Consider the following 16,063-nt stretch of genomic DNA (forward strand, 5'->3'; position numbering starts at 1 on the left):
TCTGCGAGTTTCTCGGCGGCGAAGCATCGACGTGGAAGAAGGCTAATCCAAGGAGACGTGCGGTGAGATCGTTCTGTCCAGGCGTATGCTGCCGGACCCGGATGGCGGCGACTCTGATTCTGCTGACGTGCGTGACGCTGCAGGTGGCACCGGCCGCGGAGCCCGCGGTCACCCCGAAGCCAGGCCTCAAGGAAGTGATTGTCGTGTTCAAGACTCACTTCGACATCGGCTACACCGACCTGGCCCGGAACGTGCTTGGCGCTTATCGAACGAGCATGATGGACAAGGCGCTGGCCGTGTGCGACGCGAGCCGATCGATGCCGCCCGAGCAGCAGTTTGTCTGGACGATTCCGGGATGGCCCCTGTCCGAAATGATCGGAAGTGGGCAGACGGTTCCGCGACGCGAACGGGTGCTAGAGATGATGCGGGCCGGACGATTTGTCTGGCATGCTCTGCCGTTCACGACGCACACCGAGTCGCTCGACCTGGAAGACCTGGTACGGGGCCTGGGATTCTCGTCGCGGATGTCGCGATTGCTGAGCCAACCGCTTCCGCGTGACGCCAAGATGACGGATGTTCCTTCGCATGCCTGGGCGCTGTCGACGGTTTTGTCCCGCGCCGGGGTTGAGTTTCTGCATCTGGGATGTAACAGCGGCAGCACGCCGCCGGCCACCCCAGCGCTTTTCTGGTGGGAAGGGCCGGACGGCTCGCGACTGCTGACCATGCTGGTTCACGGCTATGGCACCGGTCTGCATCCACCCAAAGGCTGGCCGCACGCCACCTGGCTGGCGCTCATCCACACCGGCGACAACGTCGGCCCGCCCTCCCCGGAGAGTGTTCGCAGACTGCTCGAGCAAGCGAGCCGCGAGCTTCCCGGTGTCCACGTCCGCATGGGCCGATTGTCCGACTTCTCTGATGCCATCCGCAAGGAGCATCCGGACCTGCCGGTGGTCCGGGCGGACATGCCGGACAGTTGGATCCACGGAGTCATGGCCATGCCGATCGAGACGGGTATTGCCCGTCGGGTCCGCCCGGCCATTGGGGCGCTCGAGGCGATCCACGCGTTGGGCCGGGCCTGGGGGCTGGATGGCCCGGAGGTCAATGACCGGGTAGCGAAGTCCTACGAGGGCAGCCTGCTTTACGGTGAGCATACCTGGGGCATCGACATCAAGAAGTTCGGTCAACGGCTGTACGGGGAGGCATGGACGACCGCGAGAGCCAAGGGTAGCTATGCCAAGGCGGAGGAGTCTTTCGTCGAGAAGGGGGACCGCATTCGCTCGGCTGAGGGTCTGGTGCTGCCGGCGCTCGACGAGCATGTGAGTCGTCTGGCCCGGGCGGTGGCGGCCGAGGGGACACGAGTCGTGGTTTTCAACCCGCTTCCCTGGCGGCGGCACGGTGTCGTGACGGTGAAGTGGCCGGGCACTCGTCCCCAGGGTCTGGGTGAAGCGAGTGGTGCAGGCCAGGTAGTGGTTGAGTCTGAAGGCGACATAATCCGCTTTGTCGCCCGCGACCTGCCGCCGCTGGGTTACCGCACCTACACGGCCTCCGAGGCGCCGGCAGGAACGGACAGCGACCTGCAGGCCGATATGGCCGATGCCATGCTGGAGAACGCCTTCCTGCGGCTGCGGGTCGACGCCGAGCGCGGCTGCATCTCGTCGCTGGTGGACAAGGCCACCCATCGCGAGTTGGCGGCCGGCGATGACGGCGGGCTCGGGCGGTATCTGTATGAGCGATTTGACTCGGAGGATCTGAAGCGATACCTGGATGCTTACACCGTATCCGACGAGGGCTGGGTCATCGCCGACTTCGGCAAGCCCAACCTACCGCCGGCCGCCCAGGTGCCGCACGTGAGCGCCTGGGCCGAGGGTTTCGATCTTGCGATCACACGGGGGCCGGTGTCTGCTGTTGCGGTGATGACTCCCAAGGGATCGCCGGCGTTCCCGCACGCGGTCAGTCTCAGAATCGTGTTATACCGTGACCTTCCCTGGGTGGACCTGGAGTGGTCGATCCGCGACAAATCGCCGGACCCGTGGCCGGAGGCGGGGTGGCTGTGCCTGCCCTTCGCGATCGACCCACCCTCTTTCCGTCTGGGCCGGCTGGGAGCGATCATTGATCCTGCCGCGGATATCCAGCCGCTGGCGAACCGCGACGTGTTCTGCCTGAGCACCGGTCTGACGTTGACGGGTGCGAACGGGGCGGGCGTAGGTCTTTGTCCGCTCGACTCCCCGCTGGTCAGTCTGGGGCAGCCGGGGCTGTGGCGTTTTTCGAAGGCGTTCGCGTCTCTTGGCCCGAGGGTGTACGTGAACCTGTTCAACAATCAGTGGTCGACGAATTTTCAGCAGTGGATCGGCGGTTCGTGGACCTCGCGTATCCGGGTGTGGTCCGTGGCCGGGAGTCGTGGCGAGGACTGTCTGATTGGTCCGGCCTGGGAGGGGCGTTCCCCCTGCCGAGCGGGCGTATTCGATGGTCCCGCCGGCAGCCTGCCGCCCGCCCAAGCCGGTGTGGCACTGTCTCGTCGCGGCATCCTCGTGACCGCCTTGGGCGACAACCCGGACGGCAGCGGCACGGTTCTCCGCCTTTGGGAACAGGCCGGCGACGGAGGGCTATGCCGCGTGACGCTGCCAAAGGGCATGAAGGTGGGCGTGGTGCGGCCGTGCGATCTCCGTGGGGGTTCGATCGGCGAACCGATTGCCGTCCACCGTGGGCAGTTCGAAGTGGAGGTACCTGCGTTTGCGCCCGTCAGCCTGCTGCTGGAGAGCGGCTCCTGACTGAACCTCGTTACCAGCGGTCTGTGGGACAACGGCCCGCGATCTGGTGTGGAAACGCGGGGGCGGTTCGTTGTCACGGAAGGAGTGGATCCAACACCCTTGCAACACCCCACGGAAACGAAGGCTACGGACCCTGGCGACGATTGAGGCAGGCGATATTGCCTTCCGCGTCGGTGGCGAAGGAGTACGGGCGTTCGTAGACAGTGTCTCCGACCTTCCAGGATTCGAGGCAGACCTCACAGGAGTAGGAGTAGAAGACCGCGGAGCTACAGCCGAACGTGAGGCGGCCCTCGCACGGCAGGAGGCGGCCGCAGCGTGGGCACGGAAGCGGTCCGGGACGGTGAGGCTCTCTCGTCATGTCCGGCCGAGGATCGGGGACCATGGGTCACAGGCTCGCCGGGACCACGAAGGGAGGCCGGTACTCGCGGGTGAGCATGGCATTGGCGGCTGAATCGCCAACGAAGGCTTCCTTCTCGGCATCGACGACGAGCTTCTTGCCCAGGCGATACTTGGCCCCGTCGATGGGCACCGCGTTTAGCTTGAGATGCTCCTGCATCCGTTCGTAGGTCTCGACCGCGTCTTTGTTATCGCCGAACGCCTTGCCTTGAGCGCTGAATGGCTCTTCCGAGCCGACGCGGTAGGAGATGTTGGCCATATGCACGAGGGCGGCCGACAGGTGGCCTTCAAGGACATCGGCGGTCAGATCGGTGTGCTTGCGACTGCGGATGGCCTTGATGAAGTTGGCGTGGTGGTCTCCGGCACCTTTGAAGTCGACGATCTTCTTGCCATCCAGGTCGAAGGCCGCTCCCTTGGTGTAGCTGGTCAAGACGACGTACCCTTCCGTGCCGTGGAAGACGACCCCGACGCCGGCTCCGCGATAGTCTGGGGTCTTCAGGCCGCGAACCTCGAAGATGATCTGGGAATCGCCGTAGTCGATGAAGCTGAGATGGGTGTTCGGCGTCTGGCCGTCGTCCTCGTAGCCAAACCGGCCGCCCAAGCCGGTCGCGGTTTGGGGTAGTGTGTCCTTGTTGAGGCCCCATCGAGCGATATCCATCTGGTGGATGCCCTGGTTGCCGAGATCGCCGTTCCCGTAGTCCCAGAACCAGTGCCAATCGTAGTGGAACTTCTTGCGGCGCACCGGCACCTTCGGCGCCGGGCCCAGCCAGAGGTCGTAGTCGACGCCGGCCGGAACGGGCTGTTCGCCGTCGGCTTTGCCGATGCTGTTGCGGCTTTTGTAGCACAATCCGCGAGCGACGGTCACCTTGCCGATCTTGCCCTCGTGAACGTACCGGATGGCATCTATCGTACCTTTCATGGATCGGCACTGGGTGCCGATCTGGCAGATGCGGCCGTACTTGCGGGCTGCCTGGACCATCCGTCGCCCCTCGGTGATGTTGTGGCAGGCAGGCTTTTCGATATAGACGTCCTTGCCGGCCTGCATGGCCATGACGGACAACAGGGCATGCCAGTGGTTAGGCGTGGCCGAGGAGATGGCATCGATGCTGGGATCGTCGAGCACGCGACGGAAGTCCTGCTCGCACTTGGGTGCTGGCCTGCCCTTGTCCGTGACCATCTTGACCGCGCCGGCGTGGAGGTTCTTGTCCACGTCACACAAGGCCGCGATCTCGACGCCTTTCAAACCGAGGAGGGCGCCGATGTGGCCCCTGCCCTGGCTGTTGAAACCGATCACCGCCACCCGGATCCGGTCGTTCGGGCCGATCTTCCTGGGCTCCTTGACCTCCTCGGCGAAAGCCCTGAGGTCTGAACCGGCGGTTACGGCGGCCGCGGCGGCGAACATCGAGTCTTCCAGAAAACGTCGGCGTGAAATGCGAGACAAGGGGGGTTCCTCCTACAAGCAGATCGGTCTCGGAGTACCGCAGGCGCCTGTCGTCCGCGATGTTAATGGTCCATGATACCGACCGGCGATCGGGTCCACAACCGGCTGAGGCGAGCTCCTGGGTGGCGATCTTTTCCAGCCGGGCCGGAACCTGATCGGGGCGTGACCTTGGCGAGGACTTGGTTGTTGATCATCACCAAAGAGGTCAGGCCGCCGGCTCCCAGGCACAGTGCGAAGTTCGGCCCGAAGAGCCCCTTTGGTCGTGGTTTGGCCGAAGTCGATGCTGAGTTCCTTCTGGATCCTGGCGACCACCTTGTCCCCCCTGGACATGGAGGGGCCAGTTGACGGGCCAGACGACAGGGAAGATCGGAACCCTCGTCAGGCCGTTGGCGTCGGCATTGACATCCGTGGCCCGAGCGTGGAAAGTCATGGCCCGAGCGGGGAGAGTACAGGTCTGACCAGGGAGCACGCCGCCATGGACAGCGGATGGATCGTTGAAGAGCCACCGTTTCATCCCGAGCATCTCAAGGCCTATGAAGGTTTGTTCACCCTGGGTAGCGGCTACATGCACATTCGCGGCTCGCTGGAGGAGCACCTCTCCGGCGCGCCTCAGAATGTGACGTACACACGGATGCCCGCCAACGTCACCAGCGAGAAGTTCCTGCAGACCAAGTGCAAATGGGGGACTTATGTTCCCGGCGTTTTCGGACGGCATCCTGTTCTCAACAACGAGATGGTCAACCTGCCATTCTTCTTAGGCATTGTCCCAATCGTCGACGGCGATCGGTTGGATCTCAGGACTTGCAGCATTGAAAACTACAACCGGCAATTGAACCTTCGCACAGCCACGTTGACGCGGACGTTCACCTGGCGGACCGGAGCGGGCAAGCGGATCGACATGGAGTTTGCGCGGTTCATTGACGCGGCTCACCCGCACCTGTGCATTCAGCGGATGCGGTTGACGCCGGATGCCGACCTCGAGCTGTCCGTGCGGGCGGGCATTGACGCCGACGTCCGCACCAACGGATACGACCACTTCACCGGAGTCCAACTGTCGTTCGCGGGAAAGGTCGGCATCGACTGCGTGGTTCGGACGGACTCGGGCGACACGATGCGTGGGCTGACGCGGCTGGTCGCCGAGACGGACTGGCGGTACGAATCGACAGCCCGGACGGCGGAACTCGTCACGGACGTCTCGCTGCCGGCCGGGCGTACGTTTGTCTTGGAGAAGCGGACGGCGGTGACCACCAGCCGCGACTTGGAGGCGGTCGAAGCGGAGCACCTGCTGACCGACGCAGGTGTCCGCGGCTACGACGAACTGCACGCGGAGCACATGGCCGTCTGGGAGCATCGCTGGCGAGCCTGTGACGTGGAGATTGACGGGGACGACGCTGCGCAACGGGCGATGCGTGTTTCCTTGTTCCACCTGCTCCGGGCCCACGTAGCCGGTGACAGCCGGGTGGCGATCGATGCCAAGGGTTATTCCGGAGAAGCTTACTGGGGGCGGTATTTCTGGGACACGGAGATGTTCCTGCTGCCCTTCTTCCTGTACACCGACCCGGCGCGGGCCCGTACGCTGGTGGATTTCCGCGTTCAGAGCCTGGAAGGTGCGCGGCGCAACGCGGCGAAATACGGCTATCCTGGGGCCCGGTACGGATGGGAATCGGACGCCGAAGGTGACGAATGCTGCCCCAACTGGCAGTACGCCGATCATGAGGTTCACGTGACTGCGGATGTGGCATACGGCCTGACTCACTACGCCCGCGCCACTGGCGACGAAGACTACCTCCGTGGACCAGCAGCGGAGGTACTGGTGGAGACGGCCCGGTACTGGCTGGCCCGGCTCGACCAGCGCGATGGGGACGAATACCTGAGCCTGCTGGGGGTGATGGGCCCGGACGAGTACACGCCGATCTCGAGCAACAACGCCTTCACCAACGCGATGGTCGGCGTGGCCCTGTTTCTCGCTTCCTGTTACGGGAGGTTTGGGGGAGCCACGGTCGAGGAATGCGAGGCGTTCGCGGCGGCTGCGGACGCCCTGCCCGAGCCGCGGTCCGAGGACGGCACGCTGGTGCTCCAGTGCGAGGAGTTCGAGGCCCTGGCCGAGCCCCGATTCGAGGAGTTGTGGAAGGACCGGAGCAGGAGCTTTGCCGCCCAGGTTTCGCAGGAGCGGCTGTACCGCAGCAGGTGCCTCAAGCAGGCCGACGTGCTCATGCTGATGATGCTCTTTCCGGACAACTACACGGCGCAGGAAGTTCGAACCGCCTGGGACTACTATCTGCCCTATACGACGCACGACTCATCGCTGTCGGCCGGCGTCCATGCCATCGTGGCGACCCGGCTGGGGCTGAAGGACGAGGCGTGGCGGTTCTGGCAGACGGGCCGGGGGATTGACCTGGATGTCGAGCGCGGCGGCGCGGCCGAAGGCATCCACATCGCCAACGCCGGGGCGATGTGGCAGATGGCCGTGTTCGGCTTCGCCGGAATGCAGACGGCCATGGGCACGCAGGTCGCGATTTCCCCGTTGACGTTGACCCCGCGGCTGCCGGATCAGTGGTCGCGGCTGGCGTTCCCGGTGGTATGGAAAGGCGTGCCGGTGCACGTGGAGATCACGCGGAAGGCGGTCGGGGTGCTGAACCTTGGAACGGGGCCACTGGTCGTCCGGGTGGGCGACCGGGACCGGAAGGTGGAGGCGGGCGAGCAGATCATCTGGGAGACGCCAACGTGATTCGCGGGGTGATTTTCGATCTCGATGGGGTACTTTTAACCACTGACGAACTCCACTACCAGGCGTGGAAGCAGATGGCAGACCAGGAGGGAATCTACTTCGACCGCACGATCAACCACCGGCTGCGCGGCGTCAGCCGCATGGAGAGCCTGGAGATCCTCCTCGAGCGAGCCAGCCGAGCGTATACTCCGGAGGAGAAGTCGGCCCTGGCCAGCTGTAAGAACCACCTGTACCGCGAGTTGCTCCAGACGCTGACCACGGCAGACGTTCTGCCGGGCGTTCAGGCTCTCCTGGCCGAGTTGCGCCGCCGGGGCATCCGGGTCGCGGTGGCTTCCTCCAGCAAGAACGCACCTCTGATCCTTTCGCGCGTCGGCCTGGAGGGTGCGTTCGACGCGGTGGCCAACGGGAACGACATCATTCACTCCAAGCCTCACCCGGAGGTCTTCCTGCTGGCTGCCCAGCGGCTGGGGCTGTTGCCGGGGGAGTGTCTGGTCGTCGAGGATGCGGCTGCAGGCATCGAGGCCGGGCGGCGCGCAGGCATGGCCGTGTTCGGCATCGGCACGCCCGAGACGCTGCCCAACGTGGAGCGGCTGGCGGCCAGTCTGGCGGACACCACGGCCGAGGGGCTGCTGGGCGCAGGATGACGAAGGGAGCATGCCGGTCGCCGGGCGCAACCCCCGGCGTCAGGGCGGCAGGCGGTCGCCGTGCGGGTGGCATCACGAGCGGAACGGCGAGGGCGATCGGCACAGTAAGGAGGGATCAACGCGGACCGCGAAAAGCGCCGATCCGCCTGAGGTAAGCCACGGAGTCGGCCACGTCTTTCAGGTGGGCGGCCTCGTCCCGTTCCACGCCCTTGATGCCCTCAAGCTCCATGGTGAACGGGCCGGCGAAGCCCCGGGCGGTCATCATCTGGAAGACCTCGGAGAAGTCGACCACGCCAAGCCCCAGCGCCGGGAAGGTCCAGTCCTGGTACTTGCCGGACGTGTCCTTGAGGTGTACGGAGGCGACGTCATCGATGACCTTGGCGAGTTCCTCGATGGCGGTTCGACCCTCGTTATAGAAGTAGATGTTGCCGGTATCGAAGTTGATGCGCACGTGCGGGTGATCGACTGCTTCCATCGTCTGGCAGGCGGCGTCCCCGTTGGTGATCAAGTCCGGGTGGGTCTCGAGCGCGATGGTGACGCCGTACTTCGCGGCCACATCACCGATGGCCCGGAGGTGCTTATAGATGACCGAGCGGTCGGTATCACCTGCCTTGGCACTGAGGAAGCACACTTTGGCCCCGAAGAACGCGCAGGCCTCGAGCTGGGGGCGCATGACCTCGACGGCGTCCGGGGCAGCCACGTTGCACAGAGCTTGAAGTGAAGAAGCGGCCAAGCCGCTGTCGGCCAGTCTCTTCTTGAGCGTGTCCCGGTCACCGGGGGCGGGTACGGGCATCTCCAGGTGACGGATCCCCAGCTCAGGGAGATGCGTCCAGGCCCGCTCCTGGTACTGGCCATAATTCGCGAGACGACACGCGATGAGGTTCGGCATATCAGAAGTCCCTGTCTGTCATGATCGCAGCATACGCTGCGTCCCAAGTACGCATAGTCTAACCGCTACGTTGGCAACATCTAGTATGGCGGCGTCCAGCGGAAACGGAACGGTCCGGGATTCAAGTCCGAACCGGGACCGGTCTGGGCTGAAGCTGCCCGCGACTCCGGCTGCAGTTGCGGCCGTACCCGCCCGGATGCCCCAGGCCCAGCCCTTTGGTCCTGGCCACGAGCCAGCCAGAGCGGAAGAAGTAGCCCAACGAATGACGACCGCGAACGAGCCGGGCCTGACTCGCGGCGGCCAGGAATGACGCCGGACCGTCAAAGGGGGCCAGGTACTGGTAACACGAATTAACGCTGTCTTGGTGGTGGCAGTCGACGCCAACGAGGCCGGGGAATCCAAACCTTCGGGCGAGTTGCTCGGCCTTCTGGTTGGGATAGGGGAGCAGGTTCTGAGCGTTGCTGATTTCGACCAGGTCCAGCAGATCGATGATGTCGTAGACAGCATCCCGCAGGCTGCAACCGAAGAGGATGTTGAACGGATGTGGGACAACAACGAGGCCGTGCTGGTCCTTGATGGCCTTGGCCGTCTGACGGGGCGACCTGCCCGGCTCCACAGCTTCGTGCAGGAACAGGCCGATGAGGTGTCCTTCGCTGGTGGAGATCTCCTGGCCAATGATGACCTTGAGGTCTGGATCGGCTTCCTCGGCCAAGGCTCGAGCCCCTTCCACGGTATCGTGGTCGGTTACCACCAGGCAGTCGATGCGGTACCGCCGCGCGGCCTCGATCAGGTGATCGACGGAGTTCTCGCTGTCGTCGGAGTAGTCCGTATGGACGTGGAACACTGTCTTAAGCGGTTTCAACCTCAACCCCTCCTGGCCGGTGCCATGCTGTTCAGGCATCAGTGGCCTGCGGCGACGGCTGTCCGGCACACAAACGAGTGAATTCTATGATCAAGGCCTTCCAGAAAACAAGCGCCCTCGCCCCGGACGGTGAAGGTCCAGGGCAGGGCCCGATAATGTCCAGGAACAGAGGGAACAAACGACGGGACCGGATAAGGGGGAGAGAGGCGTTGGGTAGCGGACGTGACAAGGCCGATCCTGTTTCGAGGGTTCCGGCTCCAGCGGGTTGCCTTGACCGGCTGGAGGTGAGAGGTCCAGGGATGCGGCCGAGTCGAATGCTGGCCGAGGGATGAGAGGCGGAGCCGTGGGTTGTCGGTCGTCAGTCGCCAATCGGGCGACGAGACTGACCCAACATGGACAGAGGATTACCGCCGGGTATTTCGGCTTTCAGCCTCACACGAGCCTGATCTGCACGATCTCGGCGGGTGCGTTGAGGCGGACGGGGAACCAGTTGCCGACGCCGGCACTGACGAAGAGTGCGGCCTGGTGGCGTCGATACTCACCCCAGATGTAGCGGAACAGGAGGCTTCCACCGCCAATGGGGTATTTGAAGCCGGGGGGCGTGAGCATGAGTTGCCCGCCGTGGGTGTGGCCAGCCAGGATCAGATCGGCCCCGTGATCGGCCAGTGCTTCGAAGGCATGCGGGTGGTGGGCGAGGGCGATCGTGAAAGTCTCGGGATCGCCTCCCTTCAGCGTCGCAACCGCCCGGGAGTTCAAGCCGGGATCGGAGAGGATGGGCTGCTCGTAGCGCGACCAGAACAGGCCGGCGACCCGTACGGTTTCGCCGCCGACCTTGATGCGAGTGTGCTCGTCGGACAGGAATCCCGGTTCGGTCTTACGCATGGCTTCGAGGAACTCCTTCCGCGAATCGAGCAAGTCATGGTTGCCGGCCACGATGAACCGTCCGTAGCGGTGCTTCAGGGCGGCAATGGCTTCCATGGTGGCGGGAAGGTATTCGATGTTATGGTCGAGGATATCGCCGGTGATGGCGACCATATCGCTGTTGAGGCGGTTGGCTGCCTCAACGACCGCGCTCAGGTGTTTCGGCCTGAAGATACGGCCCACGTGAATGTCGCTGATCTGGGTAATGGTGAAGCCGCGGAGGCGTTTGGGCAGACGAGGCAGTTGGATTGTCTGGTGACGGATCATGAAGCGGCCCTGTCCGCGCATTCCGGCCACGGAGGCACCTGCGGTGACGAGCAATGGGGTGGTGAAGGCGGCCTGCATCAGCAGGGCCCGGCGGCTCAGCGCCGCCTTCGACCGTTGCGCCGTGATCACCCGCGCGGGATGGTCGTCATGGGTTGTCGGCTTGGCCGGTTTGGCGTGTCCCGGCCAACGAAGGACGCCCAGAATCAGCCAAACGGCCACCGCCAGCGAGCCGAGCGCCATCAGGAGGATATGCCAGATCATGATCCACATGATGACGGGAACGGGCAGGGCATCCCACGCATGCCGGCCGCGGAAGGTGACGCCGAGCATGGGTGAGAGGGTGAGGAGTACGTAGAGAGCCCAGGTCCACCGTGTCCAGGTTTGGCGGCCGTCCGCGAGCCAACTATCGATCCACGACCACCAGAAGAGGCTGGGCAGAACCGCCAGGACGAGAACCAAGCCGAAGACCCCGTGGGCCGGGAAGGGGAACAGCCCCAGGCGAAGGCCGAGCAGGACCAGCGATACCAGGGCGATCCCGCCCAGGGCGGCCTTCTGCAGTGTCCGATGGCAAGCCGGCTTTGTCGGTTCCACGGGCGGATTATAGGAAGGGCAAGCCGATGAAGAAACTGAACCAGCGGGTGTCGTCCTCGTCGCTCTTGGCGACCGGGAACGCGACGTCGAACTCCATCGGGACGGTGCCGAAGATCTCCAGGGTCAGCCGGATGCCCGCACCGACCGAAGCCCGCCAGGAAGACACGCCGAAGTGCTCCTCGACCGTTCCCATATCCGAGAAGAACACGCCGCGCACGACCTTGGAGTAAAGGGGGAAGGAGTATTCCGCGCCGGTCAAGGTCATGAAATCGCCGCCGACCCGGTTGTTGCGGAGCCCGTCGCGGGGGCTGATGCCGCGGAAGTCGAAACCGCGGAACGATCCGATGCCGCCGGCGTAGAACCGCTCGAACACCGGTGCGTCGCCGACGATCTGTCCGGCTCGGGTGTAGGCGCTGACCACGCTCTTGCGGTCCTGATCGTCGACCGCGACGGTCCAGTACTGGGTGTATCCCGCCGTGGCCTTACCGAAGAAGTAGTCGCCGCCAAGGGCCCCCGCCTGCTCGTAACCGACGTTAAAGCGGTGCCCGGCTGAAGGATCGAAGCGGCTGTTGGTCGTGTCATGGAGCAGGGACAGCTTGGCGCTGGTGAGCATGCTGTCGCCTTCGACGTCCTGGATATCCTTGGCGGCGAAGGACTCGACGCTGCTGATGTTGATGTATTCGCTGCGCAGGGCGATTTCGCCGACCCAGTCCTTGAGCAGGCCCTGCTCGAAGGTCTTATCGAAGCTCACCATGCCGCCGATCCGCAGTTCGTCGTATCCATCGCGGCCGCGTTCGAACAGATAGACGCTGGTCCCGAAGCCGATCCGCTTGTCGAAGAGGTAGGGTTCGCGGAAGTCGATGCGGAAGCGGGTCAACTCGGTGCCCGGCTCGAGCTGAATACGGAAGGTCTGCCCGGCTCCGCGATACGCACGGCCCTTGATGAACTCCTCGAAGCTGCGCGGCGTGTCGAACAGATCGAAGTTGGTGTTTTCGAGGACGATGTTGCCCACGACGCCGCTGTCGCTACTGGCTCCGATGCCGGCGAGGAACTGGTTGGTTTTGGGGTTCTCTTTGACCGTCACGACGGCGTCGCGTACGCCTTCCTTCTTGTCCTGGGGCTCGATCGGCTCGATTGTGGCATCGCTGAACAGGCCGGTTTCCTTGAGCTTTCGCTGGGCCTTCTCCGTCTTGGTGGTGTCGTACAGCTCATCGGGATAGAAGCGAAGCTCGCGCCGGACGCATTTCTCCTGGGTGTGGGAGTTGCCGTTGACTTCGATCCAGCCGATGTGGAACTGCTCGCCCTCCTGCAGGTTCATGGTCAGGATCACCTGGCCGGGCTCGTCGGCGAAGACCCAGCTCGGCGCGACCACGCAGTAGATGTAGCCCTGGGCGCCATAGTGAGTTTGGATCTTCTTGACGTCCGCCTTGACCAGGCTGTCGACCAGGAATTCACCGACCTTGATCCGCATCAGGTCCATGATTTCCTCGGCCGTGAGGACTTCGTTGCCCCGGATCCGAATCTCCTTGATGGCGTAGTGGGCGCCTTCGCTGACCCGGAAGACCACCTCGAGTCTCTCGCGAGCCACGTCGGTGTACTGCTCGACGTAGCTGACCTCGGCGTCGAGGAAACCCCGGTCGCGGTAGTACTGCTGGACCTTGGCGGCGTCGCGGGTTGCCCGTTCCGCATCGAAGTCGCCGGTAACGAAAATCGGAAGGTACGCCTTGGTCTCGATTTCGTGCTTGAGTTCGCGGGCTCCGTAGGCCGTATTGCCCTCAAACCGGACCGCGCGGACCCGCACCCGCTGATTCTCGACAATGGTGTAGACGACCCGTCGCTCGGTCTTGAGCCGTTCCTCGTCGAATGTGACTTCGACGTAGGAGTAGCCCTTCTCCTTGTATAGCCGCTCGATGGCGTCCCGGCCCTGGCGGACATCGTACAAATCGAGCGGGTCGCCGGCGTTGAAGCTCAAGGCGGCGATCAGGTCCTTGGTCTTGAACTTCTTCGCCCCGACGAACTCGACTGAGGCAACCTCCGGCTTCTCGGTGACCTTGATCACCAGCTTGACCTGATCGTTAACCAGTTGGGTATCGGCCTGCACATCGAGGAAGCGTCCGGTCTTGAGGAGCCGGCTGACGTCACGCTGGGTCTGGTCCTGCGAATAGGCCTGCCCGACCTTGACGCGGATCTGGTTGCGGACGTAGGCCTCGTCGAGATTGATCAGGCCGACGATGGTGAGTTCGCCGATGAGCTTGCCGTCCAACGGTGACGACGACGCCGCGGGGGCGGGAGCCGCTGTCGGCGGGGCCTGCTGGGCCGAGACGCCCGCCCAAGCGACAAGGACAAACGACGCCGTCAACAGCCATTTCAGAAGTGTGATCCGCACCATGTCGGAGCATGATACGCCCCTTCGCCACCCTGTCAAAACCGACTGTTGAAATCTGAGCTCGGGGCTGTGAGTTGTTTGAGGCACCTGCGTGCCGTGGTGGAGATGCCGGCCAATCGATCCTTGCTTTCCGAGCCGGTTTGCGGCAATGTGAGGTCCATGTGTGGAATCGCCGGGATCATCGACTTTCGCGGACGGGCGGTGGACCGTCAGGTTCTGGACCACATGGAGACGGCCCTTTCGCACCGAGGACCGGATGACCACGGCCAATGGATCCACGAGTCCCCTGGATTCTCTGTCGGTCTGGCCCACACGCGTTTGGCGGTGATCGATCCGACCCCGGAAGGCCATCAGCCGATGGTGTCGCCGGACGGCCGCTGGGCGATCTGCTACAACGGAGAGCTGTACAACTTTCGAGAACTGCGCGAGCAGCTTTCCGGTCTTTTCCATACCACGTGCGATACCGAGGTTGCCCTGCGAGCCTGCATCACCTGGGGACCCGACGCTCTCCAGCGGTTTGATGCGATGTGGGCCATGGCGGTTGTCGACGTGGGCGAACGCCGGGGACATCTGTCGCGCGATCCATTCGGGATCAAGCCGCTGTACTATACCGTTCATGACGGGCAGCTGGTCTTCGCCAGCGAGTTGCGGGCCTTGCGCTGCCATCCCGGGCTGCCCGGCGAGATCGATCGGGAGGCCCTGATCGAGTACCTCAATCTGGGCTTCGTGCCCCATCCACGGACGCTGTACCGGGGCATCCACAGGCTTTCGCCCGGCCACCGGCTGTCTTTCACCGCCACCGGGGTCGGCAAGCCGGAGCGGTTCTACGCCTTGCCCATTCCCCCGAAGCGTCCGCTGCCCTATTCGGAGGCTTGTGAACGGATCCGGGTGACGATCGAGAACGCCGTCGATCAACAGTGCGTATCGGATGTGCCTCTGGGCGCTTTTCTCTCCGGCGGACTGGACTCGGCGGTGGTGGTGGCGGCGATGACTCGGGTTGGGCACCGGCCGGTGCGGACCTTCAGTATCGGCTACCCCGACCATCCGCGTTATGACGAAACCGAGCATGCCCGGCTGGTGGCCGCCCATTTCGGGGCCGAGCACCACGAGTTCCCGGTGACATTCGGCGACGTTCTGGCGGCCGTCGAACCGATGCTCGACCACCTCGGGGAGCCATTCGCGGACAGCTCGCTTCTTCCGACCTCTCTGGTGAGTCGCTACGCCCGCGAGCACGTGACTGTTGCCCTGAGCGGTGACGGCGGAGACGAGCTTTTCGGCGGGTATTGGCGATACCTCGGACACCACTACCTGGATCGGTACCGCCGCTGGCCGTCGCTGGTTCGCAAGGGTTTCATCGAACCTCTGCTGCGGCTGGCTCCGTCGGCGAGGACCACGCGCCGGCTGGACCGGCTGCGACAGGTTCGCAAGCTCGTCCGAGGGGACCGTGAGGATCCCATGGCCCGGCACATCGCCTGGGCACGATTCACCACCGATGCGGTGGCCGCGAGGCTATTCGGGCGCGACCGAGCCCGAGCCGGTTTCGACGACCTGGTCAAGCGGTACCGGGAAGAGGCCGCCGCTCTGCGTCCGGAGCCTATGCTTCTGCCGGGCCTGGAGGAAATCCTCCTGGCCGATCTGGCTGTAGGCCTGCCGGGGGACATGCTTCACAAGGTCGACACCGCGAGCATGTTCCACAGCCTTGAGGTTCGCGTGCCGCTCCTGGCGGCGGACGTGGTCCAGTATGCCACCTCTCTGCCCGTCGAGTATCGGATCCGAGGCACGACCACGAAGCAGATCCTGCGGGACGCCTTCAAGGACCTCCTGCCGGCCTCGGTCCTGATCCGCCGGAAGATGGGCTTTGAGGTGCCGGTGGGCGAGTTTCTGCGTAACGAACTCCGGACCCTGTTCAAGGACACCGTGACGCCTGCTGCCCTAGGGCGATACGGCCTTGACGCCCCCACCGCCGCCCGGTTGTACGAAGACCACGCCAGCCGGCGCGCGGATCACACGGAGTTGCTATGGGCGCTGCTGGTGCTGTGCTGGCGTCGGGGTTGACCGGAGGCGGATGTCAGTGGCGCTTCGCGAGAGGGCCCTACCGCCGGGGACCCCTGAGAACACCAGCGGCCGCGCCCGGGGGTCGGCTCCCGATTTGTGACAAAGCCGTTACATG

Annotated in this window: 9 protein-coding genes; 4 read left to right on the plus strand and 5 right to left on the minus strand. The window is 64.2% G+C overall.

What is annotated here, in order from left to right; translation table 11 throughout:
- The first annotated feature begins 62 nt into the window (after window positions 1-62).
- The gene (locus tag KA354_11665; protein MBP7935295.1) at window positions 63-2,768 is read left to right on the plus strand and encodes a hypothetical protein; all 2,706 of its coding nucleotides are present in this window, start codon (window positions 63-65) and stop codon (window positions 2,766-2,768) included.
- Between the two features lie 385 nt (window positions 2,769-3,153).
- Here the strand turns inward: KA354_11665 and KA354_11670 are convergent, their stop codons facing one another.
- On the minus strand, window positions 3,154-4,605 hold the full coding sequence (locus KA354_11670) for a Gfo/Idh/MocA family oxidoreductase (protein MBP7935296.1): 1,452 nt from the start codon (window positions 4,603-4,605) through the stop codon (window positions 3,154-3,156).
- 475 nt (window positions 4,606-5,080) lie between these two features.
- Between KA354_11670 and KA354_11675 the strand changes: the two genes are divergently transcribed.
- Together KA354_11675 and pgmB are read left to right on the plus strand one after the other, a co-directional pair.
- Window positions 5,081-7,333: a glycoside hydrolase family 65 protein gene (locus tag KA354_11675; GenBank protein MBP7935297.1), complete on the plus strand. Its 2,253-nt coding sequence runs from the start codon at window positions 5,081-5,083 to the stop codon at window positions 7,331-7,333.
- Window positions 7,330-7,977: a beta-phosphoglucomutase gene (gene pgmB / locus KA354_11680; protein MBP7935298.1), complete on the plus strand. Its 648-nt coding sequence runs from the start codon at window positions 7,330-7,332 to the stop codon at window positions 7,975-7,977. Before KA354_11675 ends, pgmB begins: the two co-directional genes overlap by 4 nt.
- Window positions 7,978-8,092: 115 nt before the next feature.
- Here pgmB and KA354_11685 read toward each other — a convergent pair whose 3' ends face one another.
- The 4 genes from KA354_11685 to bamA all read right to left on the minus strand — a co-directional run bounded on the left by KA354_11685 (window position 8,093) and on the right by bamA (window position 13,896).
- Window positions 8,093-8,866 carry a sugar phosphate isomerase/epimerase gene (locus KA354_11685; GenBank protein MBP7935299.1) on the minus strand — a complete coding sequence of 258 codons (774 nt, stop codon included), beginning with the start codon at window positions 8,864-8,866 and terminating at the stop codon, window positions 8,093-8,095.
- 121 nt (window positions 8,867-8,987) lie between these two features.
- Entirely contained in the window at window positions 8,988-9,728 is a 741-nt protein-coding gene (locus tag KA354_11690; GenBank protein ID MBP7935300.1) for a PHP domain-containing protein, read from the minus strand.
- Between the two features lie 432 nt (window positions 9,729-10,160).
- Window positions 10,161-11,507, minus strand: a complete 1,347-nt coding sequence (locus KA354_11695; protein ID MBP7935301.1) for a metallophosphoesterase — start codon at window positions 11,505-11,507, stop codon at window positions 10,161-10,163.
- 7 nt (window positions 11,508-11,514) lie between these two features.
- Window positions 11,515-13,896: an outer membrane protein assembly factor BamA gene (gene bamA / locus KA354_11700; GenBank protein MBP7935302.1), complete on the minus strand. Its 2,382-nt coding sequence runs from the start codon at window positions 13,894-13,896 to the stop codon at window positions 11,515-11,517.
- Window positions 13,897-14,052: 156 nt separating this feature from the next.
- Between bamA and asnB the strand changes: the two genes are divergently transcribed.
- Window positions 14,053-15,948, plus strand: a complete 1,896-nt coding sequence (gene asnB / locus KA354_11705; GenBank protein ID MBP7935303.1) for an asparagine synthase (glutamine-hydrolyzing) — start codon at window positions 14,053-14,055, stop codon at window positions 15,946-15,948.
- Window positions 15,949-16,063: the final 115 nt, after the last annotated feature.

It is taken from the genome of Phycisphaerae bacterium (assembly GCA_018003015.1).
Classification (GTDB): domain Bacteria; phylum Planctomycetota; class Phycisphaerae; order UBA1845; family PWPN01; genus JAGNEZ01.

What these genes read in the sequence shown, in the direction of transcription:
- KA354_11675 (MBP7935297.1), top strand. Translation starts at nt 5,081, where the DNA reads ATGGACAGCGGATGGATCGTTGAAGAGCCACCGTTTCATCCCGAGCAT.
- KA354_11685 (MBP7935299.1), bottom strand. Translation starts at nt 8,866, where the DNA reads ATGCCGAACCTCATCGCGTGTCGTCTCGCGAATTATGGCCAGTACCAG.
- bamA (MBP7935302.1), bottom strand. Translation starts at nt 13,896, where the DNA reads ATGGTGCGGATCACACTTCTGAAATGGCTGTTGACGGCGTCGTTTGTC.
- asnB (MBP7935303.1), top strand. Translation starts at nt 14,053, where the DNA reads ATGTGTGGAATCGCCGGGATCATCGACTTTCGCGGACGGGCGGTGGAC.